Origin of the sequence: Stenotrophomonas maltophilia, from assembly GCF_047497515.2 — a bacterium.
Lineage (GTDB): Bacteria > Pseudomonadota > Gammaproteobacteria > Xanthomonadales > Xanthomonadaceae > Stenotrophomonas.
Genome location: NZ_JAXAXL020000010.1, coordinates 113,814 through 130,322 on the forward strand (window position 1 = coordinate 113,814; position 16,509 = coordinate 130,322).

Consider the following 16,509-nt stretch of genomic DNA (forward strand, 5'->3'; position numbering starts at 1 on the left):
TCCGCATGCTGCTGCACATCCCCGACATACTCAGCGCCGAGCAGGTGGCCGATGCCCGCCGCCGCCTCGATGCCGCCGACTGGACCGATGGCCGCGAGACGGTTGGGCATCTGGGCGCACAGGCCAAGCACAACCAGCAACTGCCGGAAGCCTCGCCGCTGCGCCGCGAACTGGGTGAAATCATCCTTGTCGCACTGGCCCGGCACCCACTGTTCTTCAGCGCGGCGCTGCCGTTGAAGTACCTGCCGCCGCGCTTCAACCGCTACAGCGGTGGTGGCACCTACGGCTTCCACGTCGATGGCGCGGTGATGAACCTGGGCAACGGCGAGCAGCTGCGCTCGGACATCTCCTGCACCCTGTTCCTGTCCGCGCCCGAGGAGTACGAGGGCGGCGAGCTGATCATCAGCGATACCTACGGCGAGCACGAGGTAAAGCTGCCGGCCGGCGACCTGATCGTGTATCCGTCCAGCAGCCTGCACCAGGTACGACCGGTCACCGACGGTGCGCGCGTGGCCTCGTTCTTCTGGGTGCAGAGCATGGTCCGCGACGACGTGCAGCGCCGCCTGCTGTGGGAAATGGACGGCTCGATCGAACGCCTGCGCCAGACCGGCGGCGACGCCGAGGCGGTGCTGCAGCTGACCGGCGTGTACCACAACCTGCTGCGGCGCTGGAGCGAGGTCTGAGCCGGTTCCAGCCATCCCGCGACATTTTGGCAATCATTCTCATTTGCAACGGCTAACGGCTCTCATTACAATCACGCCCCGTTGATGCCGGCCACCGCCGGCAGACGTCCGGGGATTCCTGCTTGCTGCGCCCGCTCCGCCCTCGCCCACTGATCCATCGCAAGATGGGTACCGCCATGCGCGGCCAGCGTCCCGCGCTGGCCAGCCTGTTGGCGTGGGTGGCGATGCTGGCGTTGCTGCTGGGCACCCTGCCGCTGCTGCCGCACCCGGCGACAGCGATGAGCGTGCAGGTGCCACTGGAAGAACGCGGCGGCGAAGGCCCGCTGCAGGAAGAAGCACCGGCCAAGCTGCGCCGTTGTGCCGCTGCCCCGGTGAAAGCGGCCGAGAAGGCACCGCCGCCGCTGTTGCTGGCCAGCCAGTGGCTGCGCACTGAACTCGACCTCGTACCTGCCACGCCGGCCGTGCCCGGCGTGCGCCCGGACTGGCCGCTGGCCGCTCCGGACACGCCTTGGGCCGATGCGCCCGGGCGCCGCCAGCAACGCGGCCAGGCGCCGCCGCTCGCCTGATCCACGGCCCGGGGTGACCGCCTGCGCGGTCGCCTGCGCGCGCCGCTGCCTGCTTCATCTCCGTCTGCTTCATCCCTGCCGCCCCTGACCGGGCTTCCCTGCATGCCGCGCCGTACGCGCCCGGCATCGCACCTCTCTGCATCCTTCGAGGTAACTGCCATGGCCCAGCGCCATCGTGTCCGTTCGTCCCTGTCCCGCCCCCTGCTGACCAGCGCCGTGCTGGTGGCCCTGTCCGCCCCTGCCTTGGCCCACGGTGACGCCGCCGGTGCCCCGCAGACGCTGGACAAGGTGGTGGTCACCGCCTCCGGCTTTGAGCAGAAGGTGGTCGAGGCACCGGCCAGCATCAGCGTGGTCAGCCGCGAGGAACTGAGCAAGCGCCCGTATACCAACCTGGTCGATGCACTGCGCGACGTTGAGGGCATCGACGTCGGCCTGGAGGCGACCGACAAGAACGGCCGCGCCACCATCTCGATGCGCGGCCTGCCCTCGGAGTACACCCTGGTGCTGATCGACGGCCGCCGCCAGAGCAATGTCGGCCAGCTCTACCCGAACAACTTCGGCGGCGGCCAGTTCGCCTACCTGCCGCCACTGGATGCGATCGAACGCATCGAAGTGGTGCGCGGCCCGATGTCCACGCTGTACGGCTCGGATGCGATGGGCGGCGTCATCAACATCATCACCCGCCGCAACCAGGACAGCTGGCACGGTGCGCTCACCCAGGGTTTCACCGTGCAGCAGGACGACCAGTTCGGCGACGCACGCACCACCGACCTGTACCTCAGCGGCCCGCTGCTGAAGGATCGCCTCAGCCTGGCGGTACGCGGCAGCTACTACGATGCCAAGGCATCGAACCCCGAATGGGATGCACTGACCCTGCCCGACGGCACGCTCTGGGAGCGCAGCATCGGCTTCGGTGGCGGTGGCAAGTCGGTGGCCAACACCAACTGGAACACCGGCGTTCGCCTGGACTTCCGCGTCAACGATGACCATGAGCTGTGGCTGGACTACGACGTCTCGCGGCAGAAGTACGACAACAGCGAAGGCCAGACCGGCACCCTGGACAGCCTGGCCAGCCTGTGGCGCGTCGGTAACGCGGTCATTCCCAACCCGAATGGCAGCGGCACGATCACCCGCCGCGTGGTACAGCCGCGCGTGGGCTACACCGCCTACCAGCGCTACGAGCGCGACCAGCTGTCGCTGACCCACCAGGGCCGTTACAGCTTCGGCACCTGGCAGACCTCGCTGACCCGCAGCAAGAGCAGCAACCTCGGCCGCTCGCTGCCACTGACCCTGGACGAACGCGCCAACCTGCAGACGCTGTGGAATGACGTCTGCCGCCGCACCGGCGCCGCCAACAACTGCGCGGCCGGCCGTGGCAATGCGCTGACCGCCCTCAACCCGAGCGAAATGGCACGCCTGCAGGCGTTCCTGCCGCGCCCGCTGCGCACCATGGAACTGGAAGGCTACGTGCTCGACACGATGCTGGACCTGGACTTCGGCGCGCACAAGCTGACCGTCGGCGGCCAGTACAACGATACCGACATGATCGACGGCGTGTTCGGCATGGACGGCGCCGGCTACCGCAGCAACACCAAGCAGAAGCACCGCATGTGGGCACTGTTCGCCGAGGACAACTGGGCACTGACCGACACCCTGACCGCCACCTTCGGCCTGCGCTACGACGACCACAACATCTTCGGCAGCCACCTCAGCCCGCGCGGTTACCTGGTGTGGAATGCCAGCGATGCGTGGACCTTCAAGGGGGGCGTCAGCACCGGCTACAAGACCCCGCGTCCGGACCAGCTGTTCCCGGGCATCACCGGCTTCGGTGGCCAGGGCGTGCTGCCGCTGGTGGGCTCGCCCAACCTGAAGCCGGAAACCAGCACCAACTACGAGCTGGCCGCGTACTACGAAGGCCAGCGCTGGGGCTTCAATGTCACCGGCTTCATCAACAAGTTCGAAGACAAGATCGCCAGTGGCGGTACCTTCCCGAACTGCGAAGTGGCACCAGCCGGCAGCGGCTACTGCGTGGACATCGGCCCGGGCTGGGCCGCGCTGGGCTACAGCACCTTCACCCAGAGCGTGAACATCGAAAAGGCTGAAACCCGCGGTGCCGAGCTGGCCGGCCACGTCGACCTGCTCGACACCCTGCAGCTGCGCGGCAACTACACCTGGACCAGGAGTGAGCAGACCAGCGGCCCGCAGAAGGGACTGCCGATCACCGGCACCACCCCGGCCAAGCACATGGCCAACGCCAGCCTCAACTGGCAGCTCAACGAGGCCATCAGCCTGTCGCTGATCGGCGAGGGCCGCTACGACCGCTACCGCGACACGCTGCTCGACGCCAACGGCGTCAGCCAGACCCGTTACTACGAGGACTACACCATCTTCCACCTCGGTGGCAGCTGGAAGGCCACGCCATGGCTGACGGTGAACGCACGGGTCAACAACCTGTTCGACAAGAACTTCGTGTCGCAGTCGTGCCTGCTGATCAGCCCGAGCGAGTTCAACTGCGTGGACGACTACGCGACCAAGGACCAGCGCCGCAGCTACTGGATCTCGCTCAACGCGAAGTTCTGACCGCCGCGCACCTCCTTGGTGGGTGCCAACCTTGGTCGGCACCGCCCTGCCCTGGTGGGTGCCAACCTTGGTCGGCACCGCCCTGCCCTGGTGGGCGCCAACCTTGGTCGGCACCGCCCTGCCTTGGTGGGTGCCAACCTTGGTCGGCACCGCTTCATCCACGCATGGCGTGGATCTACCGATCTGCGGTAGTGCCGGCCGCTGGCCGGCAACACGCGGTGTTTCCAGGAACTGCAGGATTGCCGGCCAACGGCCGGCACTACCCCTCCAGGGATACAGAACGACACGCAATTGCGAGCTATTCTCATCAATGATGTAATGAGCAGTCCCCATCCACCCCGAACCGTGCCGTGAGCCGTCCTGCTTCTTCCACCGTGCAGCAGCAACAGAGCCGTGGCTTCTGGCTGCGTACGCTGCACCAGTGGCACTGGATCAGCTCGGCGGTCTGCCTGATCGGCATGCTGCTGTTCGCGGTGACCGGCCTGACCCTCAACCACGCGGCGAAGATCGAGGCCAAGCCCCAGGTGCAGAACCAGCACCTGGAACTGCCGGCCGAGCTGCTGGGCCAGCTGGGCACGCGCGAGGACGGCAACTCGCCGATTCCGCGCCCGGCCCGGCAATGGCTGGACACCCAGCTGGGCATCGCCATCGGCGGCCGCCCCGCCGAGTGGTCGGCCGAAGAGATCTACCTGTCGCTGCCACGCCCCGGCGGTGACGCCTGGCTGAGCATCGATCGCGCAACCGGCGCGGTGGAATACGAATCGACCTCGCGCGGCGTGGTGTCCTACCTCAACGACCTGCACAAGGGCCGCAACGCGGGCCCGGCGTGGGGCTGGTTCCTGGACCTGTTCGCCGTGGCCTGCCTGGTGTTCTGCATCACCGGCCTGTTCCTGCTGCACCTGCATGCGCGGCAGCGGCGCATGACCTGGCCGCTGGTCGGCCTGGGCCTGATGATCCCGCTGCTGATCGCCCTGCTGCTGATCCACTGACTTTTTCCTCGTTCCCGGAGCCGCTCCATGCGCGTCACCCTGACCATCGCCCTCAGCGGCCTGCTGGCCACCTCGCCGGCCTATGCCGCTACCCTCGACATCAACGTCGAAGTGCCCAAGCTCAACGTGGCCGAGTACCACCGCCCGTATGTGGCGGTGTGGCTGGAAGGCGCCGACCAGAAGGTCGCGGCCAACCTGTCGGTCTGGTACCAGCAGACCAGCAACAGCGAAGGCCATGGCACCAAGTGGCTGCCCGACCTGCGCCAGTGGTGGCGCAAGAGCGGCCGCACCCTGCAGGTGCCGGTGGACGGCGTGACCGGCCCGACCCGCCCGGCCGGCAAGCACGCGCTGTCGTTCACCGACAAGCAGCCGGCGCTGAAGCAGCTGGCCCCCGGCAACTACACCCTGGTGGTGGAAGCGGTGCGCGAAGTCGGTGGCCGCGAACTGCTGAAGATCCCCTTCACCTGGCCGGCCACCGCCGCGCAGAACGGCAAGGCGCAGGGCGCCACCGAACTGGGCCAGGTCACCCTCGCTGTCAAGCCGTAACTGCATGCCCCGGGGGTCAGAGCCCTTTCCATTGGAAAGGGATCCGACCCTATCGCCGCACCCTCGGGGTCAGCCCCCTTCCGCAGGAAGGGCTCTGACCCCACCACCACCTCTGGAGTCTTCCGCATGAAGCGCACGCTCGTCCTCGCCGCCGCCCTGGCCGCTGCCCTTCCCTTCTCCGCCCTGGCCCACAAGGCCTGGCTGCTGCCCTCGCAGACCGTGATCGCCGGCAACGCGCCGTGGATCACCGTCGACGGTGCCGTCTCCAACGACCTGTTCTACTTCAACCACGTGCCGCTGCGCCTGGAATCGCTGGTGATCACCGCCCCGGATGGCAGCAGCGTGCAGCCGCAGAACGCGTCCACCGGCAAGTACCGCAGCGTGTTCGACCTGGAACTGAAGCAGCCGGGCACGTACCGCATCGCCTCGGTCAATGATGGCCTGTTCGCCACCTACGAGCAGAACGGCGAGCGCAAGCGCTGGCGCGGTACTGCCGCCACCTTCGGCGAACTGCCCAAGGATGCGAAGAATCTGGAAGTGAGCCAGTCGGTCGGCCGCGTGGAAACCTTCGTCACCAACGGTGCGCCGAACGCCACCGCGCTGAAGCCGACCAACCGCGGCATCGAACTGGTGGCCGTCGGCCACCCGAACGACCTGTTCGCCGGTGAGGAAGCCACCTTCCGCGTGCTGGTCGATGGCAAGCCGACCGCCGGCCTGGAGTTCGAGATCGTGCGTGGCGCCACCCGCTACCGCAACGCGCAGGACGAGCTGAAGCTGACCAGCGACGCCAAGGGCGAGATCAAGGTGACTTGGCCGGAAGCCGGCATGTACTGGCTGGAAACCGGCACCGAAGACAAGAAGACCTCGGTAAAGCAGGCCGCCAAGCGCCGCCTGAGCTACGTCGCCACGCTGGAAGTGCTGCCGCAGTAATGATGCAGATCGCGATGCCGGGCCAGCCCCGGCATCGCGCCTGCGCACCACCATGACCGATACCCCGCTCGATATCGCCCGCCTCGGTGGCGCCACCATGGGCACCACCTGGAGTGTGTCGCTGGTCGCGTCGCGCCAGCGCGACCTGCACCCGCTGCACGCCGGCATCCAGGCACGCCTGGATGAGGTGGTCGCGCAGATGAGCACCTGGGAATCCGGCTCGGACCTCAGCCGCTACAACCGTGCCGAAGCCGGCCAGTGGTGCACGCTGCCGGCCGAGGCGCGCCAGGTGCTGGCCTGCGCACAGGCCATCGCCGCCGCGAGCGAGGGCGCCTTCGACCCCACCCTTGGCCCGTTGGTTGCACTGTGGGGTTTCGGTGCGCATGCCGGTGAACGCCGGCAACCCGATGCCAACACCCTGCAGGCCACCCGCGACCGATGCGGCTGGCAGCGCCTGCAGTGGCAGGACGATGCGCTGCTGCAGCCGGGCGGGCTGGAACTGGATCTCTCTGCGATCGCCAAGGGCTTCGGCGTCGATCACGTCGCCGCCTGGCTGCGCGCACAAGGCATCGCGGCGGCACTGATCGAAGTCGGCGGCGAGCTGGCAGGCTACGGCCGCAAGCCCGACGGCCAGCCGTGGCGCGTGCTGGTGGAATCGGCGCCGGAAGAAGACGCGCACACCGAGACCCCGCCACGGGTACTCGCGCTGGACGGGCTTGCGGTGGCCACTTCAGGTGATCGCTGGCACCAGTACCAGGCCGATGGCGAGGCCTACAGCCACAGCCTCGACCCGCGTACCGGCATGCCGGTGCGCCAGGTTGCAGCGGCGGTGACCGTGGTCGCCGACGACGCGATGCATGCCGATGCCTGGGCCACCGCGCTGACCGTGCTCGGCCGCGAGCGCGGCATGGCACTGGCCGAACGCGAAGGACTGGCCGCACGCTACCTGCAACGCGCAGCAGAAGGCCCGCGCGAATTCCTCAGCAGCGCTTTCCAGCGCCTGCTCGGCGAACAGCACGCATGAGCGCACGACCGACGCGCGCGCTGATCGGCAACGCGCTTGTACTGATCGTGCTGGCGCTGATCGCCTGGGCGCTGCTGCGCCTGCACCTGGGCGAAGCCTGGTGGCAAGGCGCGCCGCCGGCGCGGCAATCGCAGATCGCGCTGATCGCCACGGCGCTGTATGCGCTGGCCTGTGCCGCGTTGTGGTGGCGTGGCCGCCCGCGTGACGACACCCCATCGGGCGATACCGCGCCGATCCTGCTGGTCTGGGCCAGCCAGACCGGTTTCGCCCGCGAACTGGCCGAGCGCAGTGCCGAGGCCCTGCGGGTTGCCGGCGTGCCGGTGCGTGTGCGCGGGCTGCATGAGGTGGACGCCGCACTGCTGACGGCCAGCCAGCGCGCGCTGTTCATCGCCAGCACCACCGGTGAGGGCGATCCGCCCGACCACGCGTTGCCGTTCCTGCGCGGGGTGATGACCACGCCACCGCCGATGCAGCACCTGCACTACGGCGTGCTCGCGTTGGGCGATCGGAGCTATGGCCACTTCTGTGGATTCGGCCATCAACTGGACCAGTGGCTGCGCCAGCACGGCGCGCATCCCCTGTTCGATGCGATCGAAGTCGACAACGCCGATCCGGCCGCACTGCGCCACTGGCAGCAGCTGCTCGGCCAGCTCGGCGGCGGCGCCAGCGAGCTGCCCGATTGGAGCCCGGCCGAGTACCAGCCGTGGACGCTGCTGCAGCGCCAGCATCTGAACCCGGGCAGCCCGGGCGGCGCGGTGTACTGGCTGCGCCTGCAGCCACCGGCTGCCGTTGATGCGCAGTGGCGGGCCGGTGATATCGCCGAGATCGGTCCGCAGCACGCTCGCCACAGCGCGCGCGCGTGGCTGGATGGGCAGGGCTTCGCTGCGGACACCGTGCTGGAAGACGGACAGACGCTGCTGGCCCGCGTCGAGCGCTCGCACCTGCCCTCGCTGGTTCCGCCGGGTGATCTGCCGGCGCTGCTGGCAACGCTGCAGCCGCTGCCGCATCGCGAGTACTCGATCGCCTCGATCATGGCCGATGGCGCGGTGGAACTGCTGCTGCGTCGCCAGCTGCGCGCCGATGGCTCGCCGGGTATCGGCAGCGGCTGGCTGTGTGATCACGCGGCCATCGGCGAACCGGTGCAGCTGCGCCTGCGCCGCAACGACAATTTCCATGGCGTCGCCGCCGATGTGCCGCTACTGCTGATCGGCAACGGCACCGGCATCGCCGGCCTGCGCGCGCATCTGCACGAACGCGCGCGTAGTGGTGCGCGCCGCACCTGGCTGCTGTTCGGCGAGCGCACCGCCGCGCACGACTTCCACTTCGGCGACGAGCTGCGGGCGATGCAGGCCGACGGTACGCTGGCGCGGCTGGATACGGTGTTCAGCCGCGATGGCGGCCCCCATCGCTACGTGCAGGATCGGTTGCTGGCCGAAGCGGCCACGCTGCGCCAGTGGGTCGATGAAGGCGCGACGATCCTGGTCTGTGGCAGCCTGCAGGGCATGGCGCCGGCGGTGGATGCGGTGATCGAGCAGGTGCTGGGTGTTGAGGGCAAGGAAGCGTTGCTGCTGGCCGGTCGTTACCGGCGCGATGTGTATTGAGGCCGCCGCCTTCTGGTGGGTGCGAACCTTGGTTCGCACCATGACGCGGTGCCAGCGAGTCATGCCCCCGCCGCGCTGACCCGTATCGCCAACAACTCGCCACCGCCCTGCACCGCATGCCGCTGGCGCTCTCCGGCCGACAACCACGCCGTATCCCCGGCCTGCAACGGCGGCAAGCCACTATCTGCGCCAAACTCCGCCTGACCGGCCAACAGGTGCAGCGCCCAGGCCACGCCCGGTTCGCAGAAGAAGAACATCGAACCCACCAGCGGCCGGTGCAACAGCTCGGCCTGCAGCAGGTCGCGCTTCCACATCAGGTTGAAGTCGTGGGTGGTGCCATCGACCAGTTCGCCGTGCAGCGCATCCTCTCCGGCAAAGCGCACGCGGCCATGCGGCGGCAGCACGTCGGCCACGCGGCCATCGGCAAAGCGCAGCCGCACGCCATTACCCTGCAACAGCACCAGCTCGCGCTCCACGCCGGGGAACGCCGAGAACGCGGCATCCTGCTCGATCTCGGCCACCGACAGGCGCAGCGCCCAGTCATCACCTTGTGCTGGCAGGCGCAGGATCTCGCGGGTCCAGCCCAGGCCGTTGCGCCAGCGTTCGCGACGATAGTCCAGGCTGGAAATCACCTGGCTCGGAGTGTGCAGCAGGGAGTCGATGTTCATCGGCGCATTGCATCACGCCGCGCGCCGTCGTGCATCACCGCGTGGCGAGCGTGCCCTGGCCACCACACTCGCCGCCCAGCAGCTGCGAATGCTTCAGCCAGTCCTGGTCGGGGTAGTAGGCGAACACCATCGTGCCACCACGCAACGCGTCGATCAGCGGCTTGGCCACCGACAGGCGCACTGCCGGGCAACCCAGGCTGCGGCCGAGCCGTCCCTGCAGCTGCGCGGTGGCCGGGTTCACGTAGGGCGCGCCGTGGATGACGATCGCGCGTTCGCGCGCACGGTCGTTGAAGCCCGGCTCCAACCCGGCCAGGCGCAGCGAATAGCCGTTGCCGCCCATGTAGGTCTCCTGCGCGGTGAACGCGCCGAGGCTGGACATGAAACTGCCGTCGCGATTGGAGAAATGCTCGGTGCGGTTGTCGCCGCTGTTGCGCCCGTGCGCCACCCATTCCTCGAACAGCAGGCGCTGGTGGGCCAGGTCGAACACCCACAACCGCGGCTCGGTGGACGGCCGCGAATAGTCGATCACGCTGAGCCGATCACCATTGATGCCCAGCTCGGGCCGCTGCAACGCACAGCGCATGGCGTGCGCCGCCAGCTGCAGCACGTGGCGGTCGGCCTTGGGCGCACTGCGCGACAGCAAGGCAGCCAGATCATCGGCACTGGTGGCAAGGGCGGGCGTCTGTGCCAGCGCGGGGGCGCTGGCGGAGGTCGCCAGCAGGCCGAACGCGGCCAGCCGGCACAGGCGGGATGCAGTCATGGGCACAACAGGGAGGCTCAATTGCCCTTCAGGGTGGACCCTGGCGGCTCCGATTCCAAGACCGGCTGCATTCCGGATTCAGCCGGGCTTGGGCGGACCGCCGGCAGCGAGGTGACCAGCAGGGTCGTGCCCGGCACCAGCACCTGGTACAGCTGGCGGGCGAAATCGGCCGGCAGCGCCATCGGCAGCGAGGGCGTGGCCAGCAGGTCCGGGGTGGCCTGGGCGCGGTCCTGGCCCAGCAGCGGGTAGGCCGTCCACTGGTGCAGGCGCTGGTTCACATCCAGCGGGCTGGGCGTATCGCTGTAGCCCTGCCCCATCACGAACAGGGTGGTGCCCTGGAACGCCGGCAGGGCGTCGGCCTTCAACGGCGACTCGCCGATCATCACGCCGTCGCGCAATACGTACAGGCGCTGGTCGTGCAGGCTGACCAGGATGCCGACCTGCCCGGCCGGGGCCGCGCTGTCGTTCCACCAGGCCTGCGCCGCCGCCCCGCCCTCGGTCTCCGGCAGGGCCTGGCCACGTGCGTTGACCGGCGCCAGCACCGAGGGATAGGCCAGGGTCATCGGCGAGCTCTTGGCATCGGCCACGACCACGGTATCGCCGCGCTGGGTTTCGCTGAACAGCTTCTGCGCGAAGGCCTGCGGCAGGCGCACGCAGCCGTGCGAGGCCGGGTGGCCGGGCAGGCTGCCGCCATGCAGGGCGATGCCATCCCAGGTCAGCCGCTGCATGTACGGCATCGGCGCGCTGTTGTAGAGGTTGGACCTGTGGTCCTTGTCCTTCTGCAGGATGGTGAACACGCCGGTCGGTGTCTCGTGCCCGGCCTTGCCCGAGCTGATCGTGGTCAGGCCGATGGCGATGCCGTTGCGGTACACGTAGGCCCGCTGCTCATCCAGGCTGACCACCAGCACGATCGGGCCGGTCGGCGAGATTTCCGGATGCCACAGGAACTCGCCCGGCTTGAGGTCGGTTGGCCCGCGAACTTGTGCCGTGCCGGTGGCAGCAGCGGTCGGCTTGGCCGCCGGTGTCGGCGCAGCGGCCTGGGCCAGCAGCGGCAGGGCCAGCGCAAGGGCGAGCATCAGGGTCGTGGGGCGGCGCGGAAGCATCCAGCGGTGTCCTTTCCATGCGGAGCGGCCACCGTACACCATCGGCCCGTGGTGGCCGCGGCAAAACCGGGCGCCGGAAATGAAACTGCCCGGCGACACAACCCTGTGTCGTACCGGGCAATCGTTACGTCCTTGTCGGCCTGCTGCCGCCCCCTCGCATCCTGCGCTGTGGGGGTAGCGTTGCATCCTGCACGCGGCCGCGTCTGTCCTGCTTGTATCTCAGCCCCTTCCACAGGTCTGTGATGCCACCATCCTGGTGATTGGTGCCGCGTCCTGCGGCAGTCGGTGGTCACGGCCGTCCTGCCCGTGTCCGCTGAACCGGCCTCCTGCCGGCTCCGACGATTCCTGCTGTCAGCGCCTGGGTACGGTCCGCACCGGTACCGATCCGGGTACCGGATCCGCTGGCAACAGCCTGTTGCCTACGGTGATCCGCTGTCGATTCCGTTCGACGATTGCTTTCCCTATCCCCTTCACCTGCGTCAGGTCCTCGACGCGGTGAAACGGGCCGTGTCTGCGCCGGTGCTCGACGATTGCCTCAGCCTTGGCGGCCCCGACCATCGTCAATCCCTGCTGCAGCGCCTGTGCATCGGCGCGGTTGATGTCGATCGGTCCGGCGGCATGCGCCCCCGCGATCCCCATCATCAGCACCAGTGCCCTCAACACGACAAACCAAGGCACGACGTGTATCTCCTTGTGGTTCTGGCTGCCCCGACCGGCATTCCCGTCGGTCGAAACAGTGTCCGTCACCACATGTGCACAGCCTATCGGTTTCCCGCATTTCCGTAAGCCAGCCAAATACCCGACGTGATGTAGGAAAAACCCTACCCCCAGCACAGGCGTAGAATGGCCGGATCACAGCCCATGCAACCGGAGTTTCAGATGGACAGCGCCAAGCTCGGCCAATTCGTCAATGACAAGTGGGACAGCGAGATCGTCCCGCAATTGGTCGACTACATCCGCATTCCCAACAAGTCGCCGATGTTCGACGCCAATTGGGTGCAGAACGGCTACATGGAACAGGCGGTCACCCTGATGGAGAACTGGGCCAAGGCACAGCAGCTGCCCGGCCTGAAGGTCGAGGTGGTGCGCCTGGAAGGCCGTACCCCGCTGATCTTCCTGGAAATTCCGGCCACCGGCGCCGAAACCGGCGACGACACCATCCTGCTCTACGGCCACCTGGACAAGCAGCCGGAAATGACCGGCTGGGACGACGACCTCGGCCCGTGGACCCCGGTGCTGCGCGGCGACAAGCTGTACGGCCGCGGTGGCGCCGACGACGGCTACGCCATCTTCGGCTCGCTGGCCGCCGTGCTGGCGCTGCAGGCCCAGGGCCTGCCGCACGCCCGCTGCGTGGTGCTGATCGAAGCCTGTGAAGAGTCCGGCAGCTACGACCTGCCGGCCTACGTCGACCACCTGGCCGACCGCATCGGCAAGCCGTCGCTGGTGGTCTGCCTGGATTCGGGCTGCGCCAATTACGACCAGCTGTGGTGCACCACTTCGCTGCGCGGCCTGACCGGCGGCAACTTCACCGTGAAGGTGCTCAACGAGGGCGTGCATTCCGGCGATGCCTCCGGCGTGATCCCGTCCAGCTTCCGCCTGCTGCGCCAGATCCTGTCGCGCATCGAGGACCAGGACACCGGCCGCATCCTGATCGACGGCATGAACGTGGATATCCCGGCCGAGCGGTTGCAGCAGGCCAAGCGCGCCGCTGAAGTGGTCGATACCGAGATCTTCGAGAAGTTCCCGATGGTCGACGGCCTGCGCCCGATGAACGAAGACCTGACCGAGCTGGTGCTCAACCGCACCTGGCGCCCGGCGCTGTCGGTCACCGGCGTGGGCGGCATGCCGCCGCTGGAATCGGCCGGCAACGTGCTGCGCCCGCAGACCTCGGTGAAGCTGTCGCTGCGCCTGCCGCCCACCGCCGATGGCAAGACCTGCGGCGAACTGCTGAAGGAAGCCCTGCTGCGCGATCCGCCGAATGGCGCCCACGTCACCCTGGAGCTGGAAAAGGCCTCCACCGGCTGGAACGCTCCGGCCATGGCACCGTGGCTGACCCAGGCCATCGACGACGCCAGCCAGGCCTTCTTCGGCAAGCCGGCGATGTACATGGGCGAAGGCGGCTCGATCCCGTTCATGGGCATGCTGGGCGAGAAGTTCCCGGGTGCGCAGTTCATGATCACCGGCGTGCTCGGCCCGCACTCCAACGCGCATGGCCCGAACGAGTTCCTGCACATCCCGATGGGCAAGAAGGTCACCGCCTGCGTGTCCAAGGTGATCAGCGAGCACTACGCCGCCAGCCTGCGCGGCGAGACCAGCGGTTCGCCGGTGGCCGCCGACAGCGGCACCCGCCACGGCGACCACGGCTGCTGCTGATCCGGCGCCCGTGACGGACGCAGCCTGGCCTTGCTAGGCTGCGTCCACCCTTAGCGGAACGCATGCACATGAATGGTCTGTTCGGCAGCAGCAGCTGGCTCTACATCATCCTGGTCGGCTTTTTCGTCGGCCTGCTTGGGCGCTTCTTCATGCCCGGCAACAACCGCATGGGCTGCCTGCTGACCATCGTGCTGGGCATTCTCGGCGCGCTGCTGGCCGGCTGGTTCGGCCAGTACATGGGCTGGTACGCCCCCGGCGAACCGGCTGGTTTCCTCGGTGCCGTGCTCGGCGCGGTCGTCGTGCTCGCGATCCTGCGCCTGTTCAGCGGTCGTCGCTGACGCTGATTCTCCCTTCCTTTCTGCTCCCGACGTTGGCGCGCCCGGCGCGCCCGGATATGCCTGCATGACCGAACCCGCCTCCGATCCCCAGCGCAGCGCGCAGCGCCTGCAGTGGGCCCGTATCCAGCTGGATGATGCCAACGCCGTGGTCGAACGCGCCTCGGTCGATGCCGGCATGCGCAGCTATTGGCGCACCACCAGCGCGCGCGGCAGCCACATCGTGATGGACGCGCCGCCAGGGCTGGAAGATCCGCGGCCGTGGCTGCGCATGCGCGGCCTGCTGCTCGACCACGGCCTGCGCGTGCCTGCACTGCTGGCGCAGGACCTGGACGCCGGATTCCTGCTGCTGGAAGACCTTGGCGGCCCGACCCTGGCGAAGATCCTCGACGAGCGCAATGCCGATGAGTGGTTCGGCCGCTCCATCGAACAGCTGCTGCGCCTGCAGGCGATCCCGGTGCCGGCCGACTTCGGCCAGTTCGGCGAAGCGCTGCTGCAGCGGGATGCCGGCCTGTTCGACGAGTGGTTCCTGCAGCGTCACCTGCGCCTGGAACTGGACTGCGGTGAGATCGAAGGCCTGCAGCGGGTGCACCGCCGGCTGATGGACAACGCGCTCGGCCAGGCCCAGCTGATGACCCACCGTGACTACATGCCACGCAACCTGATGCCAGTCGACAACGGCCCGGCCGTGCTGGATTTCCAGGACCTGGTGCGTGGTCCGATCGCCTACGACGCGGTGAGCCTGTTCAAGGATGCGTTCCTGAGCTGGCCGTTGCAGCGCGTGGACGAATGGCTGGCGCAGTATCACGAGCGCGCACGTACTGCCGGCCTGCCGGTGCCCGACCGCGCCACCTTCCTGCGCGATGCCGACTGGATGGGCATCCAGCGCCACGTGAAGATCCTCGGCCTGTTCTGCCGCCTGCGCTACCGCGACAACAAGGGCCACTACCTGGACGACGCGCCGCGCTTCATCGGCTACCTGGATGAAGTGCTGCCACGCTACCGCGAGCTGGCACCGCTGCAGCAGCTGCTGGAAGACCGCATCAAGCCGGCGCTGGCCGAGCTGGCCGCTCCGATGCGCGTGGCCCGATGAAGGCGCTGATCTTTGCCGCAGGCCTCGGCGAGCGCATGCGCCCGCTGACCCTGCATACGCCCAAACCGCTGCTGGACGTGGCCGGCAAGCCACTGATCGTCTGGCATCTTGAGCGCTTGGCCGCGCTCGGTGTGCGCGAGGTGGTGGTCAATACCGCGTGGCTGGCCGAGCAGTTCCCGGCAGCACTGGGTGATGGCAGCCAGTGGGGCCTGCACCTGCATTTCATGTACGAAGGACCGACCCCGCTGGAAACCGGCGGCGGCATCCTCAACGCACTGCCGGTATTGGGTGATGCGCCGTTCCTGGTGGTGAACGGCGATATCTCGACCGATTTCGATTTCGCCACGCTGCCGCGCGAGCCGCAGGGCCAGGCGCATCTGGTGCTGGTCGACAATCCGGTGCAGCACCCGCACGGTGACTACCGCCTCGACGCGCAGGGCGTGTTGCATCACGACCGCGAAGGCCCGTGCCTGACCTATGCCGGTATCGGTGTATACCGCCCTTCGATCGTGGCCGATTGGCGCGCGGTGATCGGTGATGACCCGGGCAGCGAGCGGCGGCCGCCGAAGTTCTCGGTGGTGCCGCTGCAGAAGCACTTCATGGCGCAGGGGTTGATGACCGGGCAGCACCATCGTGGGCGATGGACCGATGTCGGGACGGTGGATCGGCTGCGTGCGCTGGATGTTGAGTTGGCGGCGAACGGCTGAGCCCCTCGTGGCGGGTCGCATGATCGGTAGCGTCGAGCTTGCTCGACTGCAAAGCCGCGCTTGGCCGGGCGGGGTGGGGTCGCGGGGGACGCCGTGAACCCGTCCCTGGGGGCTTGGCCGCGGCATCCATGCCGCGGACACCCCCGCGCCCGCATTCCGCCCGGCCCCTGACAGTTTCCGTGGTCGTCCAGCCACGGAAAAGAAAAAGAAAAGCAAAAGCGGGTCGCATCGCTCACGAAGCGAAAGCTCATCCACGCGTGGCGTGGATCTACCGTGTCGACCAAGGTCGTCCCCCACCACAAGCAAGACACGCGTCGACCAAGGTCGACATCCACCAACTGCAGTGCAGTACGAAGTCCCGGCAGATCGCAGGAATCTGTCGAAGGCGGGGTGGGTCCGGTTGCGGGGGCGTGAGCCGCATGGATGCGGCGACCGAGCTTACATGGACGTACTTGCAGCGTCCCCCGCAACCGGACCCACCCCGACATCCCACGGATAGCCAGCTTTTGACGTCGCTCTTGAAGTTGCCGGCCAGCGGCCGGCACTACCGC

16 protein-coding genes are annotated in these 16,509 nt (G+C 68.1%); 12 read left to right on the plus strand and 4 right to left on the minus strand.

Annotated elements, in window-relative coordinates; genetic code table 11:
- Positions 1-5 precede the first annotated feature (5 nt).
- The 8 genes from ACMZPQ_RS14545 to ACMZPQ_RS14580 all read left to right on the plus strand — a co-directional run bounded on the left by ACMZPQ_RS14545 (position 6) and on the right by ACMZPQ_RS14580 (position 8,919).
- Positions 6-683, plus strand: coding sequence for a Fe2+-dependent dioxygenase (locus ACMZPQ_RS14545; RefSeq protein WP_197580813.1), 678 nt, complete (start codon positions 6-8; stop codon positions 681-683).
- Between the two features lie 164 nt (positions 684-847).
- Positions 848-1,249, plus strand: a complete 402-nt coding sequence (locus tag ACMZPQ_RS14550) for a hypothetical protein (protein ID WP_197580814.1) — start codon at positions 848-850, stop codon at positions 1,247-1,249.
- Positions 1,250-1,408: 159 nt separating this feature from the next.
- Positions 1,409-3,829 (plus strand): TonB-dependent receptor domain-containing protein, encoded by a 2,421-nt coding sequence (locus ACMZPQ_RS14555; protein WP_197580815.1) that lies wholly within the window; start codon positions 1,409-1,411, stop codon positions 3,827-3,829.
- A gap of 350 nt (positions 3,830-4,179) precedes the next feature.
- Positions 4,180-4,818, plus strand: coding sequence for a PepSY-associated TM helix domain-containing protein (locus ACMZPQ_RS14560; RefSeq protein ID WP_197580816.1), 639 nt, complete (start codon positions 4,180-4,182; stop codon positions 4,816-4,818).
- A 27-nt stretch (positions 4,819-4,845) separates the two neighbouring features.
- Positions 4,846-5,364: a DUF2271 domain-containing protein gene (locus ACMZPQ_RS14565; protein ID WP_006423068.1), complete on the plus strand. Its 519-nt coding sequence runs from the start codon at positions 4,846-4,848 to the stop codon at positions 5,362-5,364.
- A gap of 126 nt (positions 5,365-5,490) precedes the next feature.
- A complete protein-coding gene (locus ACMZPQ_RS14570; RefSeq protein ID WP_197580817.1) occupies positions 5,491-6,294 on the plus strand; it encodes a DUF4198 domain-containing protein in 804 nt (267 codons plus the stop codon).
- A 52-nt stretch (positions 6,295-6,346) separates the two neighbouring features.
- A complete protein-coding gene (locus ACMZPQ_RS14575) occupies positions 6,347-7,318 on the plus strand; it encodes an FAD:protein FMN transferase (protein WP_197580818.1) in 972 nt (323 codons plus the stop codon).
- The gene (locus tag ACMZPQ_RS14580) at positions 7,315-8,919 is read left to right on the plus strand and encodes a sulfite reductase subunit alpha (RefSeq protein ID WP_197580819.1); all 1,605 of its coding nucleotides are present in this window, start codon (positions 7,315-7,317) and stop codon (positions 8,917-8,919) included. The genes ACMZPQ_RS14575 and ACMZPQ_RS14580 overlap by 4 nt, the downstream gene beginning before the upstream one ends.
- A 59-nt stretch (positions 8,920-8,978) precedes the next feature.
- Here the strand turns inward: ACMZPQ_RS14580 and ACMZPQ_RS14585 are convergent, their stop codons facing one another.
- The 4 genes from ACMZPQ_RS14585 to ACMZPQ_RS14600 form a co-directional block, all read right to left on the minus strand.
- Positions 8,979-9,587: a HutD family protein gene (locus tag ACMZPQ_RS14585; RefSeq protein WP_197580820.1), complete on the minus strand. Its 609-nt coding sequence runs from the start codon at positions 9,585-9,587 to the stop codon at positions 8,979-8,981.
- 34 nt (positions 9,588-9,621) lie between these two features.
- Positions 9,622-10,347, minus strand: a complete 726-nt coding sequence (locus tag ACMZPQ_RS14590; RefSeq protein ID WP_008265772.1) for a murein L,D-transpeptidase catalytic domain family protein — start codon at positions 10,345-10,347, stop codon at positions 9,622-9,624.
- A 17-nt stretch (positions 10,348-10,364) separates the two neighbouring features.
- Positions 10,365-11,450 carry a L,D-transpeptidase gene (locus tag ACMZPQ_RS14595; protein WP_197580821.1) on the minus strand — a complete coding sequence of 362 codons (1,086 nt, stop codon included), beginning with the start codon at positions 11,448-11,450 and terminating at the stop codon, positions 10,365-10,367.
- A gap of 351 nt (positions 11,451-11,801) precedes the next feature.
- On the minus strand, positions 11,802-12,128 hold the full coding sequence (locus tag ACMZPQ_RS14600) for a ComEA family DNA-binding protein (protein WP_414486120.1): 327 nt from the start codon (positions 12,126-12,128) through the stop codon (positions 11,802-11,804).
- A 201-nt stretch (positions 12,129-12,329) separates the two neighbouring features.
- Here ACMZPQ_RS14600 and ACMZPQ_RS14605 point away from each other — a divergent pair, with 201 nt between their 5' ends.
- From ACMZPQ_RS14605 to murU, 4 genes are all read left to right on the plus strand, one after another.
- Positions 12,330-13,823 carry a M20/M25/M40 family metallo-hydrolase gene (locus ACMZPQ_RS14605; RefSeq protein ID WP_197580854.1) on the plus strand — a complete coding sequence of 498 codons (1,494 nt, stop codon included), beginning with the start codon at positions 12,330-12,332 and terminating at the stop codon, positions 13,821-13,823.
- Between the two features lie 68 nt (positions 13,824-13,891).
- Positions 13,892-14,161, plus strand: a complete 270-nt coding sequence (locus ACMZPQ_RS14610) for a GlsB/YeaQ/YmgE family stress response membrane protein (RefSeq protein WP_197580823.1) — start codon at positions 13,892-13,894, stop codon at positions 14,159-14,161.
- 64 nt (positions 14,162-14,225) lie between these two features.
- On the plus strand, positions 14,226-15,251 hold the full coding sequence (locus tag ACMZPQ_RS14615; RefSeq protein WP_197580824.1) for a phosphotransferase: 1,026 nt from the start codon (positions 14,226-14,228) through the stop codon (positions 15,249-15,251).
- A complete protein-coding gene (murU, locus tag ACMZPQ_RS14620) occupies positions 15,248-15,958 on the plus strand; it encodes an N-acetylmuramate alpha-1-phosphate uridylyltransferase MurU (RefSeq protein ID WP_197580825.1) in 711 nt (236 codons plus the stop codon). The genes ACMZPQ_RS14615 and murU overlap by 4 nt, the downstream gene beginning before the upstream one ends.
- Positions 15,959-16,509: the final 551 nt, after the last annotated feature.